Below are 21,951 nucleotides of genomic sequence, written 5' to 3' on the forward strand. Positions count from 1 at the left end.
CGGCAAGACCACCGCGCTGCGCGCCCTCGCCCGCGCGTGGAAGGACTGGTGCCAGGCCGACTGCGTCCTCGACCCGGAGGCCCCATAACAACAACACGCCGCAGATCAACAACTCGCTGCGGGGTGGGGTGGTGGGGTGGGTTAGCGGTAGAGGCCGGTGCCGCCCAGGGAGTAGCGGCCTGGTTGCGGGTGGACGCATAGGGCCGTCGGGCGTCCGCCTACCCAGAGCTTCTTTATGACCCTTCCCGTCCGGGTGGAGACGGCGTAGACGAGGCCGGCGCGGTCGGCCAGCCATAGGGCCGTTCCGTCCGATGACACGCCTCCCGGTACCGGGGAGCCGCCGCCGGGCAGCGGCCAGCCGGACACGACCCGCCGCGTCCGGAAGTCGACGGCGGTGAGCCGGCCGCCGCCGACGACGAACAGGCGCCGCGCGTTCCGGCTGATCGCCAGGCCGCGGGCGCCGGGCGACGTCGGCACGAACCCCCGCAGGGCGAACATGCGGGCGTCGATCAGCCACACGCCGCCCTTGGCCGCGTCCGCGACATAGAACACGGCGCCGTCGGGGGAGAGCCGCAGGTCGCCGGGGCGTGCCCCGTCCGGCAGCCGGATCGTCCCCGTGACCCGGCGGTCGGCGAGGTCGATGCGGGCCAGGGTCCCGGCGGCCGTGCACGTCGCCACCAGCGACGCGCCTCCGGCCGAGAAGTCGGCGTGGCCCGCCGAGCACGGCATCGGCACCGACTCCCGCAGCCTCATCGTGCGCGGGTCGCGGACGTCGACGCGCCGCGGACGCCGCGCTGGCACGAGCGCGTCCCGCCCGTCCGGTGTGAAGTAGAGCCCGGCCGCTCCGGTGACCTTGACCGGACGCCCGCGCCGCCCGCTGCGCGGCCCGACCGGGACGAGCAGGCCGTGCGCGCGGTCGATGGCCCACAGCCGCCGCAGATCCCACGACGGCACCACCCGGGACGCGGACGCCCCGGTGCGGAACCGTCCCGCGATTCGGGCCGTGCCGGGGTCGACGACGTCGATGGCCCGGCCGTTCGCGACGTAGATCCGCGGCGGCACCCCGCGCGCGTTCGGCGCGATCATCCCCGGGCCGGTGGCGGCGTAGACGCGCCCGCCGGCGGGCGCGACCGGCGGGGCTGCGGGCGGGTCCTTCGCCGCCGTCCCGCCCGGCTGCGGGCTCAGGTACGGGGCGGGCGCGCCCAGCCCCACCACCGGGTCGTCCGGGGACCCCTCCCCGGGGCGGTGGAACGCGACGGGCGACTCGCACCCGGACAGGACACCGCAGCTCAGCACCAGCGCCGCGGCGGACAGGACCGCGGCGGGCCGTGGTCGTCGCCGATCAGATCCCACGCACGGTCACCCCCCAGTCACGGCGGGGACCTTACCGGGAGACGACGCGCAGTGCCCGGACAATCGCGAAACGTGTTCGCGAGTCGGGGGAGGGGACCCCGGCCGGCTCGGTCATGGCGGGGGAACGAGTCCCCACCCCGCCGGTCAGTCGGACTTGCCGATGCCGATGCCGAACTCGCGGTAGACGCGCTCCCAGAAGCCGTCCCGCAGCCAGGTGCGCGCCTCCTGGTAGGGGCGCAGCGAGGAGCCCAGCTCCTTCTCGGCCTCGATCAGCAGTTCCTTGTCGATGACCGGCGGCAGGATCGGGCCGGGCAGCAGGTCGCGGATGTTGTCCCGGCCCCGCTCGAAGATCCACTTCTGCGCGACGTGCTCGCCTATCTCCAGCATGTGATCGCGGTCGGGGCCGAGCTTGCCGTCGGCCTGCAGGGTGGAGTTCAGCGACGCGGCGACCGTGGCGGGCGTCGCGCCGCCCGGCACCGGCACGCCCGGACGGACGGCGGCGGGCACCGGCTTGACCGCCGGCGGCTTGCCCGCGAACACCTGCGACGGCGACGGGACGGGGTTCGCGCGCTGCGCGGCGGCCGCGGCGTCCTTGATGGCGGCGGTGCTGCCCGGTGCGGGCACCGGCAGCACCTTGGCCTTGGTGAAGTACGGGCGGAGGAACTCGGCGGGCAGCACCTCGACGGTGTCGGACTCCCACACCAGCCATTCGGCCTGGTTGGAGCCGTGCGTCGGCTCGACGCCCCACAGGTGCACGCGGACGCCGTAGCGCTGCGCGGCCTCCACGGCGGGCAGCATGTCCTCGTCGCCGGCCAGCAGCACCGCGTCGGTGATCGCGCGGTGCCGGGCCAGGGCCTCCAGGTCGGCGCGCAGCTGCGCGTCCACGCCCTTCTGCTGCCCCTGCGCGTTCAGGTTGCCGAGCCGCAGCTTCACCAGCGGCAGGTTGGCGATCACGCGCTGGTCGACCGTCGGCTGCTTCTTCGGCGCCGCGTCGAACCAGTACACCCGCAGCAGCTCGCCGCGCCGCTGCTCGTCGGCGTGGTCGGTCAGGGCCTTGATCAGCTTCTCCGCGGCGACCCGGTACTCGCGCCGGGACCCGCAGCCGAGCAGCAGCGCACCGGAGGCCGCGTAGAGGTACCCCGCGTCGACGAAAATCGCGTAGCGCGCGGGCTGGGCAACGTACTCCGAGGTGGCCATGGCCTTCCACCTTATTCGTGCGAAGGCCCGTGCTGGGCTCGAACCACGGTTACATGTCGCTTCTGACGGCCCGCCGGGGCCCGCGCGGATGGCGGGCCCGCGGCCGGGCGGGACGGGTCAGCGGGGCAGGCCGCTGGCCCGCCAGGCGCCCGGTCCGCGCGGTCCGAGGTCGCCCGCGAACGTGTTGCGGACGAGCCGGGAACGGTCCGCCCACCGGGACGGACGCTCCGGTCCCGCGCCGTCGCGGGCCGCGGCGGCGGCCCGGGCGCGGGCGGTGAGCACGGCGACGAGCGCCGCGATCTCCGCCGGCCCGGGGTCGCCCCGGACGATCTGCAGGAACGGCTGCTGCTCGGCGCTCACGAAACCTGACCTTCCGGGAGTGTCCGCATCACAGTGGGATGTTCCCGTGCTTCTTCGGCGGCAGCGTCGTGCGCTTCTCGCGCAGCGCGCGCAGCGCCCGGACGACCTGCCCGCGCGTCTCCGACGGCTTGATCACGTTGTCGATGTAGCCGCGCTCGGCCGCGACATAGGGGTTGGCGAGCGTGTCCTCGTACTCGGTGATCAGCTGGGCGCGGCGTGCGTCCGCGTCGTCCGCGGCGGCGAGGTCGCGCCGGTACAGGATGTTCACCGCGCCCTGCGCGCCCATCACCGCGATCTGCGCGGTCGGCCACGCCAGGTTGATGTCGGCGCCGAGGTGCTTGGACCCCATGACGTCGTACGCGCCGCCGTACGCCTTCCGCGTGATGATCGTCACCAGCGGGACGGTGGCCTCGGCGTAGGCGAACAGCAGCTTCGCGCCGCGCCGGATGATGCCGTTCCACTCCTGGTCGGTGCCGGGGAGGAAGCCGGGGACGTCCACGAACGTCAGCACCGGGATGTTGAACGCGTCGCAGGTCCGCACGAACCGGGCGGCCTTCTCGGACGCGTCGATGTCGAGCGTCCCGGCGAACTGCATCGGCTGGTTCGCGACGATGCCGACCGAGCGGCCCTCGACCCGCCCGAACCCGATGATGATGTTGGGCGCGAACAGCTCCTGGACCTCCAGGAACTCGCCGTCGTCCAGCACGCCCTCGATCGCGGTGTGCATGTCGTACGGCTGGTTCGGCGAGTCGGGGACGAGGGTGTCGAGCTCCTCGTCCAGCTCGGTCACGTCGACCGGCACGTCGAACGCGGGCGCGTCCGACAGGTTGTTGGACGGCAGGTACGACAGCAGCGCCTTGACGTACTCGATCGCGTCGTCCTCGTCCGACCCCTGGTAGTGGGCCACGCCGGACTTGGAGTTGTGCGAGTGCGCCCCGCCCAGCTCCTCCATCGTCACCTCTTCGCCGGTGACCGTCTTGATGACGTCTGGCCCGGTGATGAACATGTGGGACGTCTGGTCCACCATGACGATGAAGTCGGTGATCGCCGGCGAGTACACCGCGCCGCCCGCGCACGGCCCCATGACCAGCGAGATCTGCGGGATCACGCCGGACGCGTGCACGTTCCGCTTGAAGATCTCCGCGTACAGGCCGAGCGCGACCACGCCCTCCTGGATCCGCGCGCCGCCGGAGTCGTTGATGCCGATCACCGGGCAGCCGGTCTTGACCGCGTGGTCCATGACCTTGACGATCTTCTCGCCGAACACCTCGCCGAGGGAGCCCCCGGAGACCGTGAAGTCCTGGCTGAAGATCGCGACGGGACGCCCGTCCACGGTGCCGTACCCGGTGACGACGCCGTCGCCGTAGGGCCGGTTCCTCTCCATCCCGAAGTTGGTCGAGCGGTGCCGCGCCATCTCGTCGAACTCGACGAACGAGCCGGGGTCGAGCAGCGCGTCGATCCGCTCCCGGGCCGTCATCTTGCCCTTGGCGTGCTGCTTCTCGACGGCACGGGCCGAACCGGCGTTCACCGCCTCATACCGGCGCCGCTCCAGGTCCGCAATCTTTCCCGCCGTGGTGTGGATGTCGAAGTCCACGGGCGGTTCAGGGGCTTCCATCGCCATGCCGGTCAGGGTAACCGCACGCTGATTCCGCGCATGCGGCCGGGTGCCGGTGACCGGGACGAGTCCCGTCCGTATCCCGCTCGTTAGGCTTGTCGGGTGGCTACGAAGACGCGAGACACCTTTCGGCAGGACATGCCCGAACCGCTGCGCCGCGACGTCCGGCTGCTGGGCGCCATGCTCGGCGACGGGCTCGTGGAGTACGGCGGCACAGAGCTCCTGGACGATGTCGAGCGGCTCCGCCACGCGGTGATCGCGGCGCGCCGCGGCGAGACGGGCATCGAGGAGGTCGCCGCGCTCGTCGACGGCTGGACGCTGGAGCGCGCCGGGCAGGTCGCCCGCGCGTTCACCGTCTACTTCCACCTGACCAACCTCGCCGAGGAGCACCACCGCATCCGGACGCTGCGCGAGCGCGACACCGGCGACACCGTCCCCGGCTCCGTCGCCGCCGCGATCGAGCAGATCGAGGCGGCCGGCGACGGCCGCCTCGACGGGATCGTCGAGGGCCTGGAGTTCCGCCCCGTCTTCACCGCGCACCCGACCGAGGCGCGCCGCCGCGCCGTCGTCACCGCGATCCAGCGGATCAGCGACCTGCTCACGCGGCTGAACGAGGCGCCCGGCGCGTCCGAGCGGGAGGAGACCGAGCGGAGCCTGCGCGAGGAGATCGACCTGCTGTGGCGGACGGCGCTGCGCCGGCACACCCAGCTCGACCCGCTGGACGAGGTCCGCACGGCGATGGCCGCGTTCGACGAGACGATCTTCCGGGTCGTCCCGCACATCTACCGCTCCCTGGACCGCGCGCTCGACGGCGCCGACACCGGGACCCGTCCGCCGAAGGCCCGCCCCTACCTGCGGTTCGGCAGCTGGATCGGCGGCGACCGCGACGGCAACCCCTACGTCACCGCGCAGGTCACCCGGGACGCCGTCATGATCCAGGCGGAGCACGTGCTGCGCGCCCTGGAGGCGGCGTGCGCGCGGATCGGCCGCGAGCTGACCGTCCACGAGATCACCACGCCCGCCGGGCCGGCCCTGCTGAACGCCGTCGCCGCCGCCCGCACCGCGCAGCCGCGGCTGATCGGCGAGATCGGCAAGCGGTCGCCCGGCGAGCCGCACCGCCAGCTGCTGCTGTACGCCGCCGCCCGCATCGCCGCGACCCGCGAACGCGACGCCGACCTGGCCTACGCGTCCCCGGACGAGCTGCTCGCCGACCTGCGCGCCGTCCAGGACTCGCTCGCCGCGGCGGGCGCCGCCCGGCAGGCGTACGGCCGCGTCCAGCAGCTGATCTGGCAGGTCGAGACGTTCGGCTTCCACCTCGCCGAGCTGGAGATCCGGCAGCACTCCGAGCTGCACGACAAGGCCCTGGCGGAGGTCCGCGCGGGCGGCCCGCGCTCGGAGATGACCGAGGAGATCCTGGAGACCCTCCGGGTGGTGGCCTGGATCCAGGGGCGCTTCGGCGTCCGCGCCTGCCACCGCTACATCGTCTCCTTCACCCGCTCCGCCGAGGACATGGCGAACGTGCACGCCCTCGCCGCGTTCCTCGGCGACGGCGCGCCGGTGCTGGACGCGATCCCGCTGTTCGAGACCGGCGAGGACCTGGAGCACGCCCCGGCCGTCCTGGACGGGATGCTGGAGATCCCCGCCGTGCGGCGCCGCCTGGACGAGACCGGCCGCCGGATGGAGGTCATGCTCGGCTACAGCGACTCCGCCAAGCAGCTCGGCCCGACGAGCGCGACCCTCCGCCTGTACGACACGCAGGAGGCCCTCACCGCGTGGGCGGCCCGCCACGACATCAGGCTGACGCTGTTCCACGGGCGCGGCGGCTCCCTCGGCCGCGGCGGCGGCCCCGCCAACCGCGCCATCCTCGCCCAGGCGCCCGGCTCGGTCGCGGGCCGCTTCAAGGTCACCGAGCAGGGCGAGGTCATCTTCGCCCGCTACGGCCACCGCGAGATCGCGCGCCGGCACGTCGAGCAGGTCACCAGCGCGGTCCTGCTCGCCTCGACCGACCCCGTGCAGGAGCGCGCCCGCGCGGCCGCCGCCCGCTTCCGCCCGCTCGCCGACAAGATCAGCGACGCGGCGAAGTCGGCGTTCCGCGCGCTCATCGAGACCGACGACTTCGCCGTCTGGTTCGCCCGGGTCAGCCCGCTCGAGGAGATCTCCGAACTGCGGATCGGCTCCCGTCCGGCGCGCCGCAAGGCCGCCCGCGGCCTGGAGGACCTGCGCGCCATCCCCTGGGTGTTCGCCTGGACGCAGACCCGCGTCAACCTCCCCGGCTGGTACGGCCTCGGCAGCGGCCTCGCCGCCGTCTCCGCCGACGGCCGCGAGCTGACCGAGCTGCGCGAGGCGTACGAGGCGTGGCCGCTGTTCAACACCCTGCTCGACAACGCGGAGATGAGCCTCGCCAAGTCCGACCGCGCGATCGCCGAGCGGTACCTGGCGCTGGGCGAGCGCCCGGAGCTCTCCGAGGCCGTCCTGGCCGAGTACGACCGCACCCGCCGCCTCGTCCTGGCGGTGACGGGCCACGACCGGCTCCTGGAGAACCGCCGCGTCCTCTCCCGCGCGGTCGAACTCCGCAACCCGTATGTGGACGCCCTGTCCCACCTGCAACTACGGGCCCTGAAGGCCCTCCGCGCGGGCGTGGAGAACGAAGCGGAGCGGACCCACCTGGAAGACCTGCTCCTGCTCTCCGTGAACGGCGTGGCCGCCGGCCTCCAGAACACCGGCTGACCGGCGACCGGCCGGCGACCGGCCGGCGGCCGGCCGGCGGCCTCAGGTCTGCGGAGGCTGCCGGAAGGTCAGCCACTGGGGATTGATGTAGTTGAAGGAGGGGGCGGTGTTCCCCGATACCAGGATGTCGCCGATGGGCGCGTCCTGCGTATAGGCGGTGACGCCGACACCCCACCTTCCGGTTCCGTTGAGAGGCCCGACCGAGTTGCCGGTGATCTCCACGGTGGTGAGCGGATTCACGCCGGAGTTCGCGCCGCGCACGTAAATACCGCCATGGCAGTCGGTGATCGTATTGTTGCGAATGGTGAGATGCTCCGTGTTGAACGGAGTGATCGCGTCCCACCGCGAGCCGGTCACCGTGTTGGTCTCGATCAGGACGTCGGAATGGCGCACATTGGGAACGGCGGTGTGCGAACCGATCAGCGCCCCCCAGCCCGGTTTGGAACCCGACGGAGCGCATTTGTTGCCCGTGATGTGGATGTCCGTGCAGGGGGTGTTGTCCTTGGCGCCCGCCCATGTGTTGCCGCTGCCGGCCAGATCGAGTTGGACCGCCTCTCCGTGCCAGAGGCCCACGTCGGGAGCCGCGACCCACCCGTACAGGTTGCAGTTCTTCACGGTCGCGGTGCGCACGGCGTTCAGTTCGATCGCGTGCCACCACTTCACGTTGTAGATGGTGACGCCGTCCAGTTCGACATTGGACGTGTGCTCCATCGTGATGACGTTCATCGCCGGCGCGGGCGCGGCGGTGTCGAAGTCGCCGCCGGTCACACCCTGCAGGTAGTACCAGGTCGGATCCCACGAGCCGCCCGTGATCTTGATGTTCCCCGGCGCCGCGTAGCCGCCCGTCGTGGCGCTCGGAACGTGGTTGAGCACCATGGTGTGGGACGTTCCCGAGGAGACGAAGTTCGCGATGAAGCGGGCGTCCGTGGCGTCGAGCCAGGTGTTCCCCGGGACGACCAGGTTCGCCCGCAGCGTGTGCCGGTGCCCCGGCTTGGCGCGGACGATGATCCGGCCCTCGGCGTCGCGCCCGGCCAGCCCGCAGATGCCGTTCGCGGCGTCGTCCAGCGCACGGCGCAACGCGAGGACCGCACTGTCCTCGCCACCCGGATACGGGTTGAGTTCCAGGGTGCGCGGATAGGCGGCCCACGCCGGCCCGGCCGTGGCGAACTCTCCGAGCACGGCCGCGCCGCCCGCTATTCCGGCCTTGAGCATATGACGGCGGCTCAGTGTCACGAAGGCTCCAATCGCCGATCCGCGCGGACGAAACCAGCATGATCAGAACACCGCCCGGAACGGAAAGTCAAGCAGCCGCCGTTCCCCTCGCCGGCCTCTCGCCGGTCATCTTGATTCTGTCTCCAAGATCTTGACAGGCGCCGTTCTCCCGTGCGACCGTCACCCAAGGTGATGGGTTTACGGCGAACCATTGGGGGACGAATGGCCCGGCGCATTGCGACCCCTTCGACGGTCTCCGCCGCCCTGGCGGCCGCCAATCCGTCGCCCGGCCACTACCGCATCCGCAACTGGAACAGCGACAAGTACCTGGCGATCGGCAACAGCAGCACCGCGAACGGCGCCCCCGCGATTCAGTGGGAGTACACCGGCAGCAACGGTCAGTTGTGGTACCTCAATGCCGACCGGAAAATCGTCAACGTGGCCAGCGGGAAATGCCTGGCGATCGGCAGTGGGAACCCCGACAACGGCATCCCCGTCGTCCAGTGGGAAGAGCTCGACTCCGACTCCCAGCGCTGGATCATCGACCCGTCCACGGGCCTCATCCGGAATGTGAGCACGGGCAAGTACCTGGCGGTCGGCAGCAGCAGCACGGCGAACGGCGCGCCGGTGATCCAGTGGGAGGCCACCGGCAGCGACGGCCAGCGCTGGTACTGAGCGCCCGGCCCGGGGGCAGAATCGGGCGCATGAAGTATGCGCTACTGATCTGCGACGACGAGACGGTGTCACCGTCCAACGAGGAGATCGCGGCGGACCCGGTGCACCGGGCCTGGGCGGCCGACCTGGAGCGGCGCGGCGCCATGCGTTTCGGCGCACGGCTGCGTCCGGTGGTGGACGCGACCACGGTCCGGGTCCGCGAGGGCGAGACCCTGGTGTCGGACGGCCCGTACGCCGAGACGAAGGACGTCGTCGGCGGCGTCGTGATCGTCGAATGCGCGGACCTGGACGAGGCGATCCAGATCGCGGCCGGCCATCCCTACGCGCGCTGGGGCGGCATCGAGGTCCGCCCCGTCTGGGAATGACCGCGCCACAGGAGGTCAGGACGGCGGTCGACGTCGCGTACCGGGACGAATGGGGCCAGGTGGTCGCGACCCTGATCGGCCTGACCGGCGACTGGGACCTGGCCGAGGACTGCGCGCAGGACGCCTTCGCCACCGCGCTGGCGAACTGGCCGCGCGACGGCGTCCCGCACCGTCCCGGGGCCTGGCTCACGACCGCCGCCCGCAACCGCGCGATCGACCGGCTGCGCCGCGACGCCACGGGCACGGCCAAGCTGCGCCAGCTCGCCGTACTGGCCCGCGACCCGGACGAGCCGTCCGAGCAGGACATCCCGGACGAGCGGCTACGGCTGATCTTCACCTGCTGCCACCCGGCGCTCCCGTTCCCGGCCCGCGTGGCGCTGACCCTGCGCACCCTGACCGGCCTGCGCACCACCGAGATCGCCCGCGCGTTCCTGACCACCGAGCCGGCCATGGCCCAGCGCCTGACCCGGGCCAAACGCAAGATCCAGGAGGCGGGCATCCCGTACCGGGTCCCGCCCGCGGAACTCCTCCCGGAACGCCTCGCCGCGGTCCTGGCCGTCCTCTACCTGATCTTCAACCAGGGCTACGACGAGCAGGACGCGTGGCGGGACCTGGCGACCGAGGCGATCCGGCTGGCGCGGACCCTCGTCCGGCTGATGCCGGCCGAACCCGAGCCCCGCGGCCTGCTCGCCCTCATGCTGCTCCACGAGGCCAGGCGCGCCACGCGCACCGAGGACGGCGTCCTGGTGACCCTGGAGAACCAGGACCGCTCCCGCTGGAACCGGACGCTGATCGCCGAGGGAGTGGCGGCGCTCGACCGGGCCCTGGCCTCGCGGAAGGCCGGGCCGTACCAGGTGCAGGCGGCCATCGCCGCCTGCCACGCCACCGCGCCCGACGCGGCGAGCACGGACTGGCCGCAGATCAAGGCCCTGTACGCCGAACTGGCCCGCCTGACGCCGTCCCCGGTCGTGGAGCTGAACCGCGCCGTAGCGGTGGCGATGACGGACGGCATCCCGGTCGGCCTGGCCCTGGTCGACGACCTTGCGGCGTCCGGGCGCCTGGCCGGATACCACCTGCTACCCGCCACCCGCGCCGACCTCCTCCGCCGCGCAGGCCGCACCACCGAAGCCGGGGCCGCCTACAAGGAGGCCCTCGACCTGGCGCCCACCGAACCCGAACGCCGCTACCTGGCGCAGCGCCTTCACGAGCTCTAAGAATTTGCCCGGCGATGTCGATCCCGGGCGACTGCCCTTCGTCGGTGGGGTGAAAGTCCACGAAGAGGGAGGCAAGCTCCATGAACACCCACACGACGCCCATGCCCGACGTGGTCGACCGGGCCGACTTCCAGGCCGAACTGGACGCGCTGCGCGTCCGCGAGAAGGCGCACACCCGCGAGGGCGACGCCATCGCCGCGGCCCGCCGCCGGCTGCCGATGGTCGAGGTGGACGCCACCACCCCGCTGATCGGCCCGGACGGCCCCGTGACCCTCCTCGACACGTTCGAGGGCCGCCGCCAGCTGATCGCCTACTACATGATGTGGTACCCCGGCCGCCCCGCCGCCGAGCAGTGCGAGGGCTGCACGTACTACAACGGGCAGGTCCGCGAACTGTCCAACCTGCACGCCGCCGGCATCACCTACGCGACGTTCTGCCAGGGCCCGTACGAGGAGAGCGTCCGCTACCGGGACTTCATGGGCTGGACGATGCCCTGGTACTCCGCCCAGGACTCCGTCGAAACGCTCCTCACCGGACGCCGCGTCGGCATGTTCCACCTGGTCTGCTACCTGCGCGAAGGCGACCGCGTCTACGAGACCTACTGGACCAACGGCCGCGGCGTGGAAGCGATGGACATCGCCTACTCCCTCATGGACATGACCGTCTACGGCCGCCAGGAGGACTGGGAGGACTCACCCGCCGGCTGGCCCCGCGCCGGCTCGGTCAACGCCGGCTTCTTCCGCACCGGCGGCCGCCCCACCGCCCAGTGGCCCCGCCTGGACGCAGGCCGCTCCGACGACCTCGGCAACGCCTGACTCGTCGTTCAGGAGGGCCAGGTGGGCTTGCGCTTCTCGTTGAAAGCGGCGATGCCTTCGCGGCGGTCGGACGAGAAGGCGGCGGTGCGCCAGGCGTTCTCCTCCAGGTCGAGGCCCGCGTCGAGGCTGACGCCGGCGCCCTGGCGGAGGGCGCGTTTGGCGGCGCGGACGGCGACCGGGGAGTTCTGCGCGATCACGGCGGCGAGGGCCAGGGCCTCCGCGCGGGCCGTTCCGGCCGGGACCCGGCGGTCGGCCAGGCCGTAGGCGAGGGCCTCGTCGACGCTCAGGCGGCGGCCGGTGAAGACCAGGTCGGCGGCCTTGCCGGGGCCGAGCCGGCGGAGCGCGAGCTGGGTGCCGCCGCCGCCCGGGACCAGGCCGACGCTCACCTCGGGCAGGCCGAACACGGCGGTCTCGTCCGCGACGATCAGGTCCGTGGACAGGGCGAACTCGCAGCCGCCGCCCAGCGCGTAGCCGTGCACGGCCGCGACCACCGGCTGCGGGAGGTTCAGCACGCCGCCGAACGCGGCGCGGAAGACCGGGCGCTGCGCGAGGATCTCCTCGTCGGTCATCGCGTTGCGCTCCTTGAGGTCCGCGCCGACGCAGAACGCCTTCTCGCCGGCCGCGCTCAGCACCACCGCGCGGACGGCGGCGTCCGCCGCGACCTCCGCGCAGACGGCGGCGAGGCGCCTGGCCATCGCCGTCGACAGGGCGTTGAGGGCCTCGGGCCGGTCCAGCACGATCTCCGCGACGTTCCCGTCGCGCCGCAGCGTCACACCATCCATAAAGCGCACCTTAACGACCGGCGGGCGCCTTCCTGGACGGGCGGCCCCAAGATCAGCGTCGCGGTGGGGTTGGATGGAGGGGTGGACTCAGCTTATGGAGATCTCGGCCGGCCGCCGCTGCACGAGGGGGCGCTGCGGCGGGCGCTCGTCCGCGACGGCGGGCTGTGGCGGGACGTCCGGGTCGTGGACGAGACCGGCTCCACCAACGCCGACCTCGCGGCGCGCGCGAAGGAGGGCGCGCCCGAGGGGACCGTGCTGGTCACCGAGCTGCAGACGGCGGGCCGGGGCCGGCAGGGCCGGACGTGGACGGCCCCGCCGCGCTCCGGGCTCGCCTTCTCGATGCTGCTGCGGCCCGCGGTGCCGGTGCAGCGGCTCGGGTGGGCGTCGCTGCTGACGGGCGTCGCCGTCGCCACGGCGGTCCGGAGGATGACCGCCTGGTCGCAGACGGGGGACCGGTTCCTCGGCGACAAGGAGGACGTGGCCGTCGACGCGCGGCTCAAATGGCCGAACGACGTGCTCGTCGGCGACCGGAAGCTCGCCGGGATCCTCGTCGAGAAGGTCGAGGACGGCATCGTGGTCGGCGTCGGGCTGAACGTGGGGCTGCGGGAGGACGAGCTGCCGGTGCCGGCGGCGACGTCCCTGGCGATCGAGGGCGCGCCGCTGAGCGACCGGGCGCCGCTGCTGCGCGCGATCCTGCGCGAGTTCGCGACCTGGTACCTGGAGTGGACGGCGCTGGAGGGTGATCCGGAGACCAGCGGGCTGCGTACCGCCTACCGGGACCTGTGCACGACGCTCGGGCGCGAGGTGAGGGTGGAGATGCCCGGCGACCAGCGGCTGACCGGGACGGCGCGGGACATCGACGGGACGGGCCGCCTGGTGGTCGCGGGACCGTCCGGGGAGAGCGCGGTCAGCGCCGGAGACGTGGTGCACGTCCGGTGAACGGGGAACGAGGATTCCCGGTCCGGACGTTGATTCGATTGCTGATCTGCGACGATATGTCCTTGTATCGAGTCATGACGCCGCCGCCCCGGCCCTGGGCGCCGGCGGACTGAGGGGCGGAGAATGGCGGCCGGATTGCCCGATCCGAAGGAGATCGAGGAACTCCTGCTCGGCGGCGAGCTGCGGTACAACCGCGTGCAGGCCGTCCGGCGGGCCGGGGTGTCCCGGGACTTCGCCGGCCGGATCTGGCGGGCGTTCGGCTACCCGTCCATGCCGGACGACACGGTCGCCTACACCGAGGGCGACGTCTCGGCGCTGGACCGGCTCCGCAAGCTGGTCGACGACGGGATCCTGGACGAGGACGGCGTGATACGCCTCGTCCGCGCCTACGGGCAGACGATGACGCGGCTCGCGGAGTGGCAGGTCAGCCTGCTGCGCAGCATGCTCACCCCGGACCCGCACGACACCCCGTCCGCCGAGGCGGTCGACACGGTCGTGGACATCGCGGAGAAGCACATCGGCGAGTTCGAGCCGCTGGTCGTGCACGCCTGGCGGCGCCAGCTCGCCGCGGCCGGGACGCGCGCGCTCGCCGCGGCCGCGACCCGGGACAACGGCGACCCGGCGGGCCGCCCGATGACCACCGTCGGCTTCGCCGACATGGTGTCGTTCACGCAGGTCAGCCGGGAGCTGGAGGAGATCGAGCTGGCCCGGGTGGTGGAGTGGTTCGAGGAGACCGCCGCCGACATCGTCGCCTCCTGCGGCGGCCGGCTGGTGAAGACGCTCGGCGACGAGGTGCTGTTCAGCGCGGAGACGCCGGAGGTCGGCGCGGAGATAGCGCTGACGGTGGCGGCGGCGATCCAGGACGAGACCGAGGTCCCGGACGTGCGGGTCGGCGTCGCCCACGGCCCCGTCCTGCCGCTGATGGGGGACGTGTTCGGGACGACGGTCAACCTCGCCGCCCGGCTCACCTCGCTGGCCCGGCCCGGTGCCGTCGTGATCGACAGCGAGCTGGCCGCGCGGCTGGAGCACGACCCGGCCTACCAGGTGACGCGGATCGTGCGGCGCCCGGTCCGCGGCCTCGGCATCGTCCAGCCGTACGTGCTGCGCCGCAGGACCGGCCCGGCACCGGAGCCGGACGTGCCGGAGCCGGACGCGCCGTAGTCGCCCAGTAGCCGCCCACTAGCCGCTCAGTAGGCGCTGGGGCCGCTCTCGGCGGGGGAGTCGGTGAGCCGCTGCAGGTAGTTCTGCTCCCCGAGCGCCGTGACGAGGCTCAGCTCGGTCTCCAGGTAGTCGATGTGCTCCTCCTCGTCGGCGAGGATCTCCTCGAAGAGGCGCGCGGACGTGACGTCGCCGCGCGAGCGCATCAGCTCGATGCCGGGACGCAGCCGGGCCACGGCCTCCATCTCGATCTCCAGGTCGGCCTTGAGCTGCTCGACGATGTTCTGCCCGATCCGCAGCGTGCCGATCTTCTGGTAGTTCGGCAGCCCCTCCAGGAACAGGATCCGGTTGGTGAGCCGCTCCGCGTGCCGCATCTCGTCGAACGACTCGTCGCGGGTGTGCTTGGCCATCCGCAGGAATCCCCAGTTCTCCTGCATCTTGGAGTGCAGGAAGTACTGGTTGATGGCCGTGAGCTCCGCCGTGAGCTGGTCGTTCAGCAGCGCGATGATGTCCTTGTCGCCTTCCATGCCCCCATGCTTCCATGCCGCCCGAGTTCAGGACAGCACAAACCCCCGCACGGCGCGTGTCCGCCATCGGGGCGGGCCGTGCGGGGCCGGGGACGTCTCAGGCGGCGGTCCGGGGCGCGGCTCCTTCGGCGGTGAGGTCGGCGGTGAGGTCGGCGGCGACCGGCGCGACCGGCACCGCAGGCGCGGCCGGCTCGGGGGACGGGGCGGGCATCAGGGCCCGGGGGCCGCCGGTCAGGGCGTCGGCCAGTTCGCCGGCCGTCCGGTACTGGCTGACCATGGTGTAGATGCGCTTGGTGCACATGCCGCAGCCGGGCTTGAAGCCGCATGCGGCCTTGACGGCCTTGGCGGTCGCGCAACCGCTCGCCATGCAGCCGTGAACGTCATCTTCCGTGATGGCGTTGCAGACGCAGACGTACATGCCGGTGGGAGACCTTCCGTGCGGCTGGAGCTGGCTCGGCGCACCCGACCTCCGGGCTTAGGTTGCCCTTAATGAGGTTAGGCATGCCTAAGGTAGCCCAACCATGTCCGTTCTCGCCAGTGGGGTCCGGATCGGTGTGATCCACCCCTCACGGGGAAGGGCTTCCGGCGTACGCCGCCGGGCCCTGGCAGCCGATCCCCGGCAGCCGATCCGCAGCCGGTCCCGCGGCGCGCGATCGCCGTGACGGCCGGACGGAGGGCGGGACACGTGGCACAGGTTTGGCCGGGCGACGCCTACCCCCTCGGGGCCCGGTTCGACGGCGCGGGGACGAACTTCGCCGTCTTCTCCGAGGCGGCCGAGCGGGTGGAGCTGTGCCTGTTCGACGGCCCGGCGGGCGACGGCGAGGAGACGCGGCTGACGCTCCCGGAGGTGGACGCGTTCGTCTGGCACGGCTACCTGCCGGGCGTGATGCCCGGCCGGCGGTACGGCTACCGGGTGCACGGGCCGTACGACCCGCGGCGCGGGCTGCGCTGCAACCCGGCGAAGCTGCTCCTCGATCCGTACGCGCAGGCCGTCGAGGGCGAGGTCGACTGGGACGAGTCGTGCTTCGGCTACGACTTCGGCGACCCGTGCTCGCGCAACGACGCCGACTCGGCGGGCCACACGATGCGGTCGGTGGTGGTCAGTCCGTACTTCGACTGGGGGGACGACCGCCCGCCGCGGATCCCCTACCACGAGACGGTGATCTACGAGGCGCACGTGAAGGGGCTCACGGCCCGGCATCCGGAGATCCCGCCGGCGCTGCGCGGCACCTACGCGGGGCTGTCCCACCCGGTGATCACCGATCATCTGCGCTCGATCGGGGTGACGGCGGTGGAGCTGATGCCCGTCCACCAGTTCGTCCACGACGACGCGCTGACGGCGCGCGGCCTGCGCAACTACTGGGGCTACAACACGATCGGCTTCTTCGCGCCGCATGGCGAGTACTCCTCGTCGGGGCAGCGCGGCGAGCAGGTGCTGGAGTTCAAGGCGATGGTGAAGGCCCTGCACGAGGCGGGCATGGAGGTGATCCTGGACGTCGTCTACAACCACACCGCCGAGGGCAGCCACCTCGGGCCGACGCTGTCGTTCCGGGGCATCGACAACGCCTCGTACTACCGGCTCGCCGACGACGACCCGCGCTACTACATGGACACGACGGGCACCGGGAACAGCCTGCTGATGCGCAGCCCGCACGTGCTGCAGCTGATCATGGACTCGCTGCGGTACTGGGTGACCGAGATGCACGTGGACGGGTTCCGCTTCGACCTCGCCGCGACGCTGGCCCGCGAGCTGCACGCGGTGGACCGGCTGTCGGCGTTCTTCGACCTCGTCCAGCAGGACCCGGTCGTCTCGCAGGTGAAGCTGATCGCCGAGCCGTGGGACGTCGGCGAGGGCGGCTACCAGGTCGGCAACTTCCCGCCGCTGTGGACGGAGTGGAACGGCCAGTACCGCGACGCGATGCGCGACTACTGGCGCGGGCAGCCCGGCTCGATGCCGGACTTCGCGTCCCGGCTGACGGGCTCGTCCGACCTGTACGCCGACGACGGCCGCCGCCCGATCGCCTCGATCAACTTCGTGACCTGCCACGACGGTTTCACGCTGCACGACCTCGTCTCCTACGACGGCAAGCACAACGAGGCGAACGGGGAGAACAACCGGGACGGCACCGACGACGACCGGTCGTGGAACTGCGGTGTCGAAGGCCCCACGGACGACCTGGACATCGTCGCGCTCCGCGAACGGCAGAAACGCAACTTCCTGACCGCGCTGTTCCTGTCGCAGGGCGTCCCCATGCTGCTGCACGGCGACGAGATAGGCCGCACCCAAGGCGGGAACAACAACGCCTACTGCCAGGACGGAAAACTCTCCTGGGTCGACTGGACGGGCCTGCGCGACGACACCTTCTTCGACGAGCGGGGGCCGCTGCTCGACTTCGTCCGGCGGGTGTCGCGGCTGCGCACCGAGCACCCCGTCTTCCGGCGGCGGCGGTTCTTCCTCGGCGACCAGCGGTCCAAGCGCGCCCGCAAGGCCGCGCGGCGCAAGGCGGACGCGGCGGCGGAGTCGGAGGTCCTGCCCGACCTGGTCTGGTTCACCCCGGACGGGCAGGAGATGGCCGACAAGGACTGGTCGGCGGGCTTCAACAAGTCGCTGAACGTGTTCCTGAACGGCGACGCCATCAGCGAGCCCGACCCGCGCGGGCGGCAGGTCAGGGACGACTCGTTCCTGCTGCTGTTCAACGCGCACGACGGGGATCTGGCGTTCACGCTGCCGCCCGCCGTCTACGGGCAGATGTGGATCAAGATGCTCGACACCGCCGACCCGCTGCTCGCCGAAGAGGAGTCGCCCATCGTGAAGGCCCGCGAGAACGTCCCGGTCGGTGCCCGCTCGATCCAGGTCCTGCGCCGCGTCTGAGGACGCCCATCCCATGCCCGCCGAACCCGCCGCCGAGGAACCGCCGCCCGCCGACCCCCCGAAGGAAGCCGTGTCCGAGGACCACAGCACCGAGACCCACTGGACCGAGATCCCCGCCGAGGACCCCGCCGCCGCCTTGCCGTCCGGCACCTACCGCCTCCAACTGCGCGGGACGCCCGAGGGGCACTTCGGGTTCGCCGACGCCGCCGCGCTGGCCCCCTACCTGGCGTCCCTCGGCGTGTCGCACGTCTACCTGTCGCCGGTCCTGCAGGCGGCGCCCGGCTCCGCGCACGGCTACGACGTCGTCGACCACTCCCGGCTCTCGGAGGAACTGGGCGGGCCGGAGGCGTTCGGCGCCATGGCGACCCGCTTCCACGCGCACGGGCTGAAGGTGCTGGTCGACGTCGTCCCGAACCACATGGCGATTCCCGAGCCGCACGACCTGAACCTGCCGCTCGCCGAGGTACTGGAGGACGGGCCTGCCTCGGCGTTCGCGACATGGTTCGACATCGACTGGGACGCGGGCGGCGGCCGGCTCGTGCCGCCCGGCGAGGGCGAGCCCAACTACCGCCGGTTCTTCGACATCTCCGGGCTGATCGGGCTGCGCCAGGAGGACCCGGAGGTCTTCCGGCGCACGCACGGGCTGCTGCTGAACCTGGTCGGGCAGGGCCTCGTGGACGGCCTGCGCATCGACCACCCGGACGGGCTCGCCGACCCGCGCGGCTACCTGCGCCGGCTGGCGGAGGCCGTCCCGGACGGCTGGGTGCTCGTCGAGAAGATCACCGAGGGGGAGGAGCGGCTGCCGCCGGACTGGCCGTGCGCGGGCACCACCGGCTACGACGCGCTCGGCATGGTCGGCGGGCTGTTCGTCGACCCGGCGGGGGAGAAGCCGCTCACCGGCTACTACGTGGCGCTCACGGGCAATCCGGCCGAGTTCGAGGTGGTCGAGCACGACGCGCGCCTGCACGCCGCCACGCACGGGTTGAAGCCCGAGACGGACCGGCTTCTGCGCGTCCTGAGCCGGGTCGTGGGCGAACGTCGTCCCGGCCTGGAGAAGGCACTGGTGGAGTTGCTCGTCGCCATGCCCGTGTATCGCGCGTACGTCGTGCCGGGGGAGGACGCACCGCAGCAGGCCGTGGACGTCCTGAACGAGGCCGCCGACCGCGCCCGCACCCATCTGCCAGAGGAACACCACGGAGACCTGGAGACCGTCGTAGACCTCGCCCTGGGACGTGGAGAGCGCACCGACGCCGAGTTCATCGTGCGGTTCCAGCAGACGTCCGCACCACTCGCCGCCAAGGGAGTGGAGGACACGGCGTTCTACCGGTGGAACCGCATGGCCGCGCTGAACGAAGTGGGCGGCGCCCCAGGGCGGTTCGCCGTCAGCCCAGAGGACTTCCACACGTACTGCATACGTCTCGCCCGCGACTGGCCGCTGACGATGACGACGCTCTCCACACACGACACCAAGCGTGAAGAGGACGTACGGGCCTGGCTGTCGGTCCTGGCGGAGATGCCCGGCGAGTGGGCGGAAGCGGTGGAGCGGTGGCGCACCTGGGGTTCTGCCCCATCGCCGCTGGAGCCCGACCTCGAATACCTGCTCTGGCAGACGCTCGTCGGCGCCTGGCCGATCACCCAGGGCCGCCTGGACGAATTCCTCACCAAGGCGATGCGCGAGGCCAAGACCCGCACGTCCTGGGTCGAGCAGGACACGGGCTACGAGGAGGCCGTCCTCGCGTACGCGCGGGGCGTTCTGTCCGATGCCGACCTCATCACCGACATGACGTCGTTCGTCGGCAGGCTCGCTCCCTACGCGCGGGTGAACACGCTGGGGCAGAAGCTCGTCCAGCTGGCGATGCCCGGCGTCCCGGACGTCTACCAGGGGTGCGAGCTGACCGGCCTGGCGCTGGTCGACCCCGACAACCGGCGTCCGGTCGACTACGGGCGGCGCCGCGAGCACCTCGTCCGGCTCGACACCGGCCGCCGGCCGAAGGAGGTCGACGACGAGAAGCTGCTGGTCACCTCGCGGACGCTGCGGCTGCGCCGGGCGCACCCGGAGTGGTTCGGGCCGGGGTCGCGGCACGAGCCGGTCGCGGCGCGCGGGCCCGCGGCCGAGCATCTGGTCGGGTTCGCGCGGGGCGACGCGGTCGCGCTCGCGACCCGGCTGCCCGTAGGCCTGGAACGGCGCGGCGGCTGGGACGGCACGCGGGTCGACGTCCGCCACCAGGGCTGGCGGGACGTCCTGACCGGCTGCACGCACATGGGCCCGATCCTGGACGCTGCCCGCGTCTTCGAGCACCTTCCCGTCGCGCTGCTCGTCCCCAGGGAGATCGATCGTTGAGCAACCGGTTCGCGGTGTGGGCGCCGGCCGCCGGACGCGTCGAGGTCGTGGCCGGCGGCGCGAGGCACCCGATGGAGGCGCAGCCGTCCGGCTGGTGGGAGACGAGGGTTCGCGACGCGGGTCACGGGACGGACTACGGGTTCGTCCTGGACGGCGCCGCCGAGGCCCTGCCCGACCCGCGCTCGCCGTGGCAGCCCGATGGCGTGCACGGGCAGAGCCGTGTCTACGACCACGGACGGTTCGCCTGGACGGATCAGCACTGGCATGGCCGTCCGCTCCCTGGAAGCGTCCTCTACGAGATGCATGTGGGGACGTTCACGCCGGAAGGGACGTTCGACGCCGCCGCCGAACGTCTCGACCATCTGGTGGCGCTCGGGATAGACGCGGTGGAGTTGCTGCCCGTCGCGTCCTTTCCGGGCCGCCACGGATGGGGGTACGACGGTGTCCACCTTTGGGCACCGCATGAGCCGTACGGCGGCCCGGACGGGTTGAAACGATTCGTGGACGCCGCCCATGCGCGCGGCCTAGCCGTCATTCTGGACGTCGTCTACAACCACCTCGGCCCGGACGGGAACCACCTATCCGACTTCGGCCCGTACTTCACCAGCGCCCACGCCACGCCTTGGGGCGATGCGGTGAACTTCGACCAGGAGGGCTCGGACGAGGTTCGCGCGTTCGTCGTGCAGAACGCGCTGATGTGGCTGCGCGACTACCACGTCGACGGGCTGCGGATCGACGCCGTCCACGCCATCACCGACCACAGCGCCACGCACATCCTGGAGGAAATGGCGCGCGCGGTGGCCGCGGAGTCCGCCCACCTTGGGCGCGAGCTGTTTCTCATCGCCGAATCCGACCTGAACGATCCGCGCCTGGTGACGTCCAGGGAAGCCGGTGGGTACGGCCTGGACGCGCAGTGGAGCGACGACTTCCATCACGCTCTGCATGCGGCGCTCACCGGTGAACGGCAGGGGTACTACTGCGACTTCGGGTCCCTGGAAACGCTGAAGAAGGCCATTACCAGAGTCTTCGTGCACGACGGGACCATGTCCGCCTACCGGGGGAGGCGCCACGGGCGTCCGGTGAACGTCGGGGAAACACCCGCACACCGTTTCCTCGGCTTTCTGCAGAATCACGACCAAGTCGGCAACCGCGCATCGGGCGACCGCATCGGCACCCTCTTGCCGTCCCCAGCGCTGCTCAAAGTGGGCGCGGCGCTGCTCCTGCTCGCGCCGTTCACGCCGATGCTGTTCATGGGCGAGGAATGGGGCGCGTCCACGCCGTGGTGCTACTTCACCGACCACCAGGACCCCGACCTGGCCCGGGCCGTCGGCGAGGGGCGCCGCCGGGAGTTCGCGCGGCACGGATGGACGGGCGGGGTTCCCGATCCACAGGCTGTGGACACCTTCCGCCGCTCCGTCCTCGACTGGGCCGAACCGGACGACCCGATCCACGCTGACCTGCTGGAATGGCATCGCGCCCTGATCTCGCTGCGCCGGTCCAGGCCCGAACTGAACGATCCCCGGCTGACCGCGGTGACGGTCGAGGTGGACGAGAACGCGGCGCGCTGGCTGATGATGTGGCGCGGCGGGATCTGCGTCGCGGCGAACCTCGGGGACGTCCCGGTCGTCCTCCCGGCGGCGCCGCCCGGCGGCCGCGCCCGGCTGCTGCTCGCGTCGGATCCGGCAGTTCGCCTCGATGCGGACGGCGACGGCGATTCCGGAACACCCTCGATCGAGCTCCCGGCGGCCTCGATCGGGGTTTTTCGCTGACCCGCGGACACGTGTAATGCGGCGTAGACC

General features: G+C 72.0%; 18 protein-coding genes. 10 read left to right on the plus strand and 8 right to left on the minus strand.

The features are described from left to right. Positions 1-141 precede the first annotated feature (141 nt). From ABZ806_RS39275 to ABZ806_RS39290, 4 genes are all read right to left on the minus strand, one after another. On the minus strand, positions 142-1,353 hold the full coding sequence (locus tag ABZ806_RS39275) for a YncE family protein (RefSeq protein WP_500223596.1): 1,212 nt from the start codon (positions 1,351-1,353) through the stop codon (positions 142-144). Positions 1,354-1,497: 144 nt separating this feature from the next. Next, positions 1,498-2,550, minus strand: a complete 1,053-nt coding sequence (locus ABZ806_RS39280; RefSeq protein WP_500223598.1) for an NYN domain-containing protein — start codon at positions 2,548-2,550, stop codon at positions 1,498-1,500. 117 nt (positions 2,551-2,667) lie between these two features. After that, the gene (locus ABZ806_RS39285; RefSeq protein ID WP_500223600.1) at positions 2,668-2,910 is read right to left on the minus strand and encodes an acyl-CoA carboxylase subunit epsilon; all 243 of its coding nucleotides are present in this window, start codon (positions 2,908-2,910) and stop codon (positions 2,668-2,670) included. A 28-nt stretch (positions 2,911-2,938) separates the two neighbouring features. Further along, a complete protein-coding gene (locus ABZ806_RS39290) occupies positions 2,939-4,531 on the minus strand; it encodes an acyl-CoA carboxylase subunit beta (RefSeq protein WP_500223602.1) in 1,593 nt (530 codons plus the stop codon). 132 nt (positions 4,532-4,663) lie between these two features. Here ABZ806_RS39290 and ABZ806_RS39295 point away from each other — a divergent pair, with 132 nt between their 5' ends. Then, on the plus strand, positions 4,664-7,252 hold the full coding sequence (locus tag ABZ806_RS39295; protein WP_500223636.1) for a phosphoenolpyruvate carboxylase: 2,589 nt from the start codon (positions 4,664-4,666) through the stop codon (positions 7,250-7,252). Between the two features lie 42 nt (positions 7,253-7,294). On the opposite strand, the gene ABZ806_RS39300 is transcribed toward ABZ806_RS39295, so the two are convergent. Next, entirely contained in the window at positions 7,295-8,485 is a 1,191-nt protein-coding gene (locus tag ABZ806_RS39300; protein WP_500223603.1) for a right-handed parallel beta-helix repeat-containing protein, read from the minus strand. A gap of 201 nt (positions 8,486-8,686) precedes the next feature. Between ABZ806_RS39300 and ABZ806_RS39305 the strand changes: the two genes are divergently transcribed. The 4 genes from ABZ806_RS39305 to ABZ806_RS39320 all read left to right on the plus strand — a co-directional run bounded on the left by ABZ806_RS39305 (position 8,687) and on the right by ABZ806_RS39320 (position 11,533). Beyond that, on the plus strand, positions 8,687-9,139 hold the full coding sequence (locus ABZ806_RS39305) for an RICIN domain-containing protein (RefSeq protein ID WP_500223605.1): 453 nt from the start codon (positions 8,687-8,689) through the stop codon (positions 9,137-9,139). Between the two features lie 29 nt (positions 9,140-9,168). Further along, a complete protein-coding gene (locus ABZ806_RS39310) occupies positions 9,169-9,504 on the plus strand; it encodes a YciI family protein (RefSeq protein WP_500223607.1) in 336 nt (111 codons plus the stop codon). After that, positions 9,501-10,718, plus strand: coding sequence for an RNA polymerase sigma factor (locus tag ABZ806_RS39315; protein ID WP_500223608.1), 1,218 nt, complete (start codon positions 9,501-9,503; stop codon positions 10,716-10,718). Before ABZ806_RS39310 ends, ABZ806_RS39315 begins: the two co-directional genes overlap by 4 nt. Positions 10,719-10,798: 80 nt before the next feature. After that, on the plus strand, positions 10,799-11,533 hold the full coding sequence (locus ABZ806_RS39320; RefSeq protein WP_500223610.1) for a DUF899 family protein: 735 nt from the start codon (positions 10,799-10,801) through the stop codon (positions 11,531-11,533). A gap of 8 nt (positions 11,534-11,541) precedes the next feature. Here ABZ806_RS39320 and ABZ806_RS39325 read toward each other — a convergent pair whose 3' ends face one another. Continuing rightward, positions 11,542-12,315 carry an enoyl-CoA hydratase/isomerase family protein gene (locus tag ABZ806_RS39325; protein WP_500223611.1) on the minus strand — a complete coding sequence of 258 codons (774 nt, stop codon included), beginning with the start codon at positions 12,313-12,315 and terminating at the stop codon, positions 11,542-11,544. 81 nt (positions 12,316-12,396) lie between these two features. Between ABZ806_RS39325 and ABZ806_RS39330 the strand changes: the two genes are divergently transcribed. Together ABZ806_RS39330 and ABZ806_RS39335 are read left to right on the plus strand one after the other, a co-directional pair. Continuing rightward, positions 12,397-13,254, plus strand: coding sequence for a biotin--[acetyl-CoA-carboxylase] ligase (locus ABZ806_RS39330; RefSeq protein WP_500223613.1), 858 nt, complete (start codon positions 12,397-12,399; stop codon positions 13,252-13,254). Positions 13,255-13,377: 123 nt separating this feature from the next. Next, positions 13,378-14,415 (plus strand): adenylate/guanylate cyclase domain-containing protein, encoded by a 1,038-nt coding sequence (locus ABZ806_RS39335; protein WP_500223615.1) that lies wholly within the window; start codon positions 13,378-13,380, stop codon positions 14,413-14,415. Between the two features lie 26 nt (positions 14,416-14,441). Here ABZ806_RS39335 and bfr read toward each other — a convergent pair whose 3' ends face one another. Both bfr and ABZ806_RS39345 read right to left on the minus strand, forming a co-directional pair. Further along, positions 14,442-14,939, minus strand: a complete 498-nt coding sequence (bfr, locus tag ABZ806_RS39340) for a bacterioferritin (protein ID WP_500223617.1) — start codon at positions 14,937-14,939, stop codon at positions 14,442-14,444. Positions 14,940-15,036: 97 nt separating this feature from the next. Continuing rightward, a complete protein-coding gene (locus ABZ806_RS39345) occupies positions 15,037-15,306 on the minus strand; it encodes a hypothetical protein (RefSeq protein WP_500223618.1) in 270 nt (89 codons plus the stop codon). 318 nt (positions 15,307-15,624) lie between these two features. Between ABZ806_RS39345 and glgX the strand changes: the two genes are divergently transcribed. From glgX to treZ, 3 genes are read left to right on the plus strand one after another with little or no spacing between them, the layout of a single operon-like run. Then, positions 15,625-17,811 (plus strand): glycogen debranching protein GlgX, encoded by a 2,187-nt coding sequence (gene glgX / locus ABZ806_RS39350; RefSeq protein ID WP_500223619.1) that lies wholly within the window; start codon positions 15,625-15,627, stop codon positions 17,809-17,811. Between the two features lie 13 nt (positions 17,812-17,824). Next, positions 17,825-20,152 (plus strand): malto-oligosyltrehalose synthase, encoded by a 2,328-nt coding sequence (gene treY, locus ABZ806_RS39355; RefSeq protein ID WP_500223621.1) that lies wholly within the window; start codon positions 17,825-17,827, stop codon positions 20,150-20,152. Continuing rightward, positions 20,149-21,921 (plus strand): malto-oligosyltrehalose trehalohydrolase, encoded by a 1,773-nt coding sequence (treZ, locus tag ABZ806_RS39360; protein WP_500223623.1) that lies wholly within the window; start codon positions 20,149-20,151, stop codon positions 21,919-21,921. The genes treY and treZ overlap by 4 nt, the downstream gene beginning before the upstream one ends. The last annotated feature ends 30 nt before the right edge of the window (positions 21,922-21,951 follow it).

Source organism: Spirillospora sp. NPDC047418 (assembly GCF_040643275.1).
Lineage (GTDB): Bacteria > Actinomycetota > Actinomycetes > Streptosporangiales > Streptosporangiaceae > Spirillospora.

Bases quoted from the DNA above. Each gene is read 5' to 3' on its own strand.
- ABZ806_RS39325 (WP_500223611.1), bottom strand. From the start codon at position 12,315: ATGGATGGTGTGACGCTGCGGCGCGACGGGAACGTCGCGGAGATCGTG.
- ABZ806_RS39335 (WP_500223615.1), top strand. From the start codon at position 13,378: ATGGCGGCCGGATTGCCCGATCCGAAGGAGATCGAGGAACTCCTGCTC.
- ABZ806_RS39305 (WP_500223605.1), top strand. From the start codon at position 8,687: ATGGCCCGGCGCATTGCGACCCCTTCGACGGTCTCCGCCGCCCTGGCG.
- ABZ806_RS39315 (WP_500223608.1), top strand. From the start codon at position 9,501: ATGACCGCGCCACAGGAGGTCAGGACGGCGGTCGACGTCGCGTACCGG.
- ABZ806_RS39295 (WP_500223636.1), top strand. From the start codon at position 4,664: ATGCCCGAACCGCTGCGCCGCGACGTCCGGCTGCTGGGCGCCATGCTC.
- ABZ806_RS39310 (WP_500223607.1), top strand. From the start codon at position 9,169: ATGAAGTATGCGCTACTGATCTGCGACGACGAGACGGTGTCACCGTCC.
- ABZ806_RS39320 (WP_500223610.1), top strand. From the start codon at position 10,799: ATGAACACCCACACGACGCCCATGCCCGACGTGGTCGACCGGGCCGAC.
- ABZ806_RS39280 (WP_500223598.1), bottom strand. From the start codon at position 2,550: ATGGCCACCTCGGAGTACGTTGCCCAGCCCGCGCGCTACGCGATTTTC.
- ABZ806_RS39290 (WP_500223602.1), bottom strand. From the start codon at position 4,531: ATGGCGATGGAAGCCCCTGAACCGCCCGTGGACTTCGACATCCACACC.
- bfr (WP_500223617.1), bottom strand. From the start codon at position 14,939: ATGGAAGGCGACAAGGACATCATCGCGCTGCTGAACGACCAGCTCACG.
- ABZ806_RS39345 (WP_500223618.1), bottom strand. From the start codon at position 15,306: ATGGCGAGCGGTTGCGCGACCGCCAAGGCCGTCAAGGCCGCATGCGGC.
- treY (WP_500223621.1), top strand. From the start codon at position 17,825: ATGCCCGCCGAACCCGCCGCCGAGGAACCGCCGCCCGCCGACCCCCCG.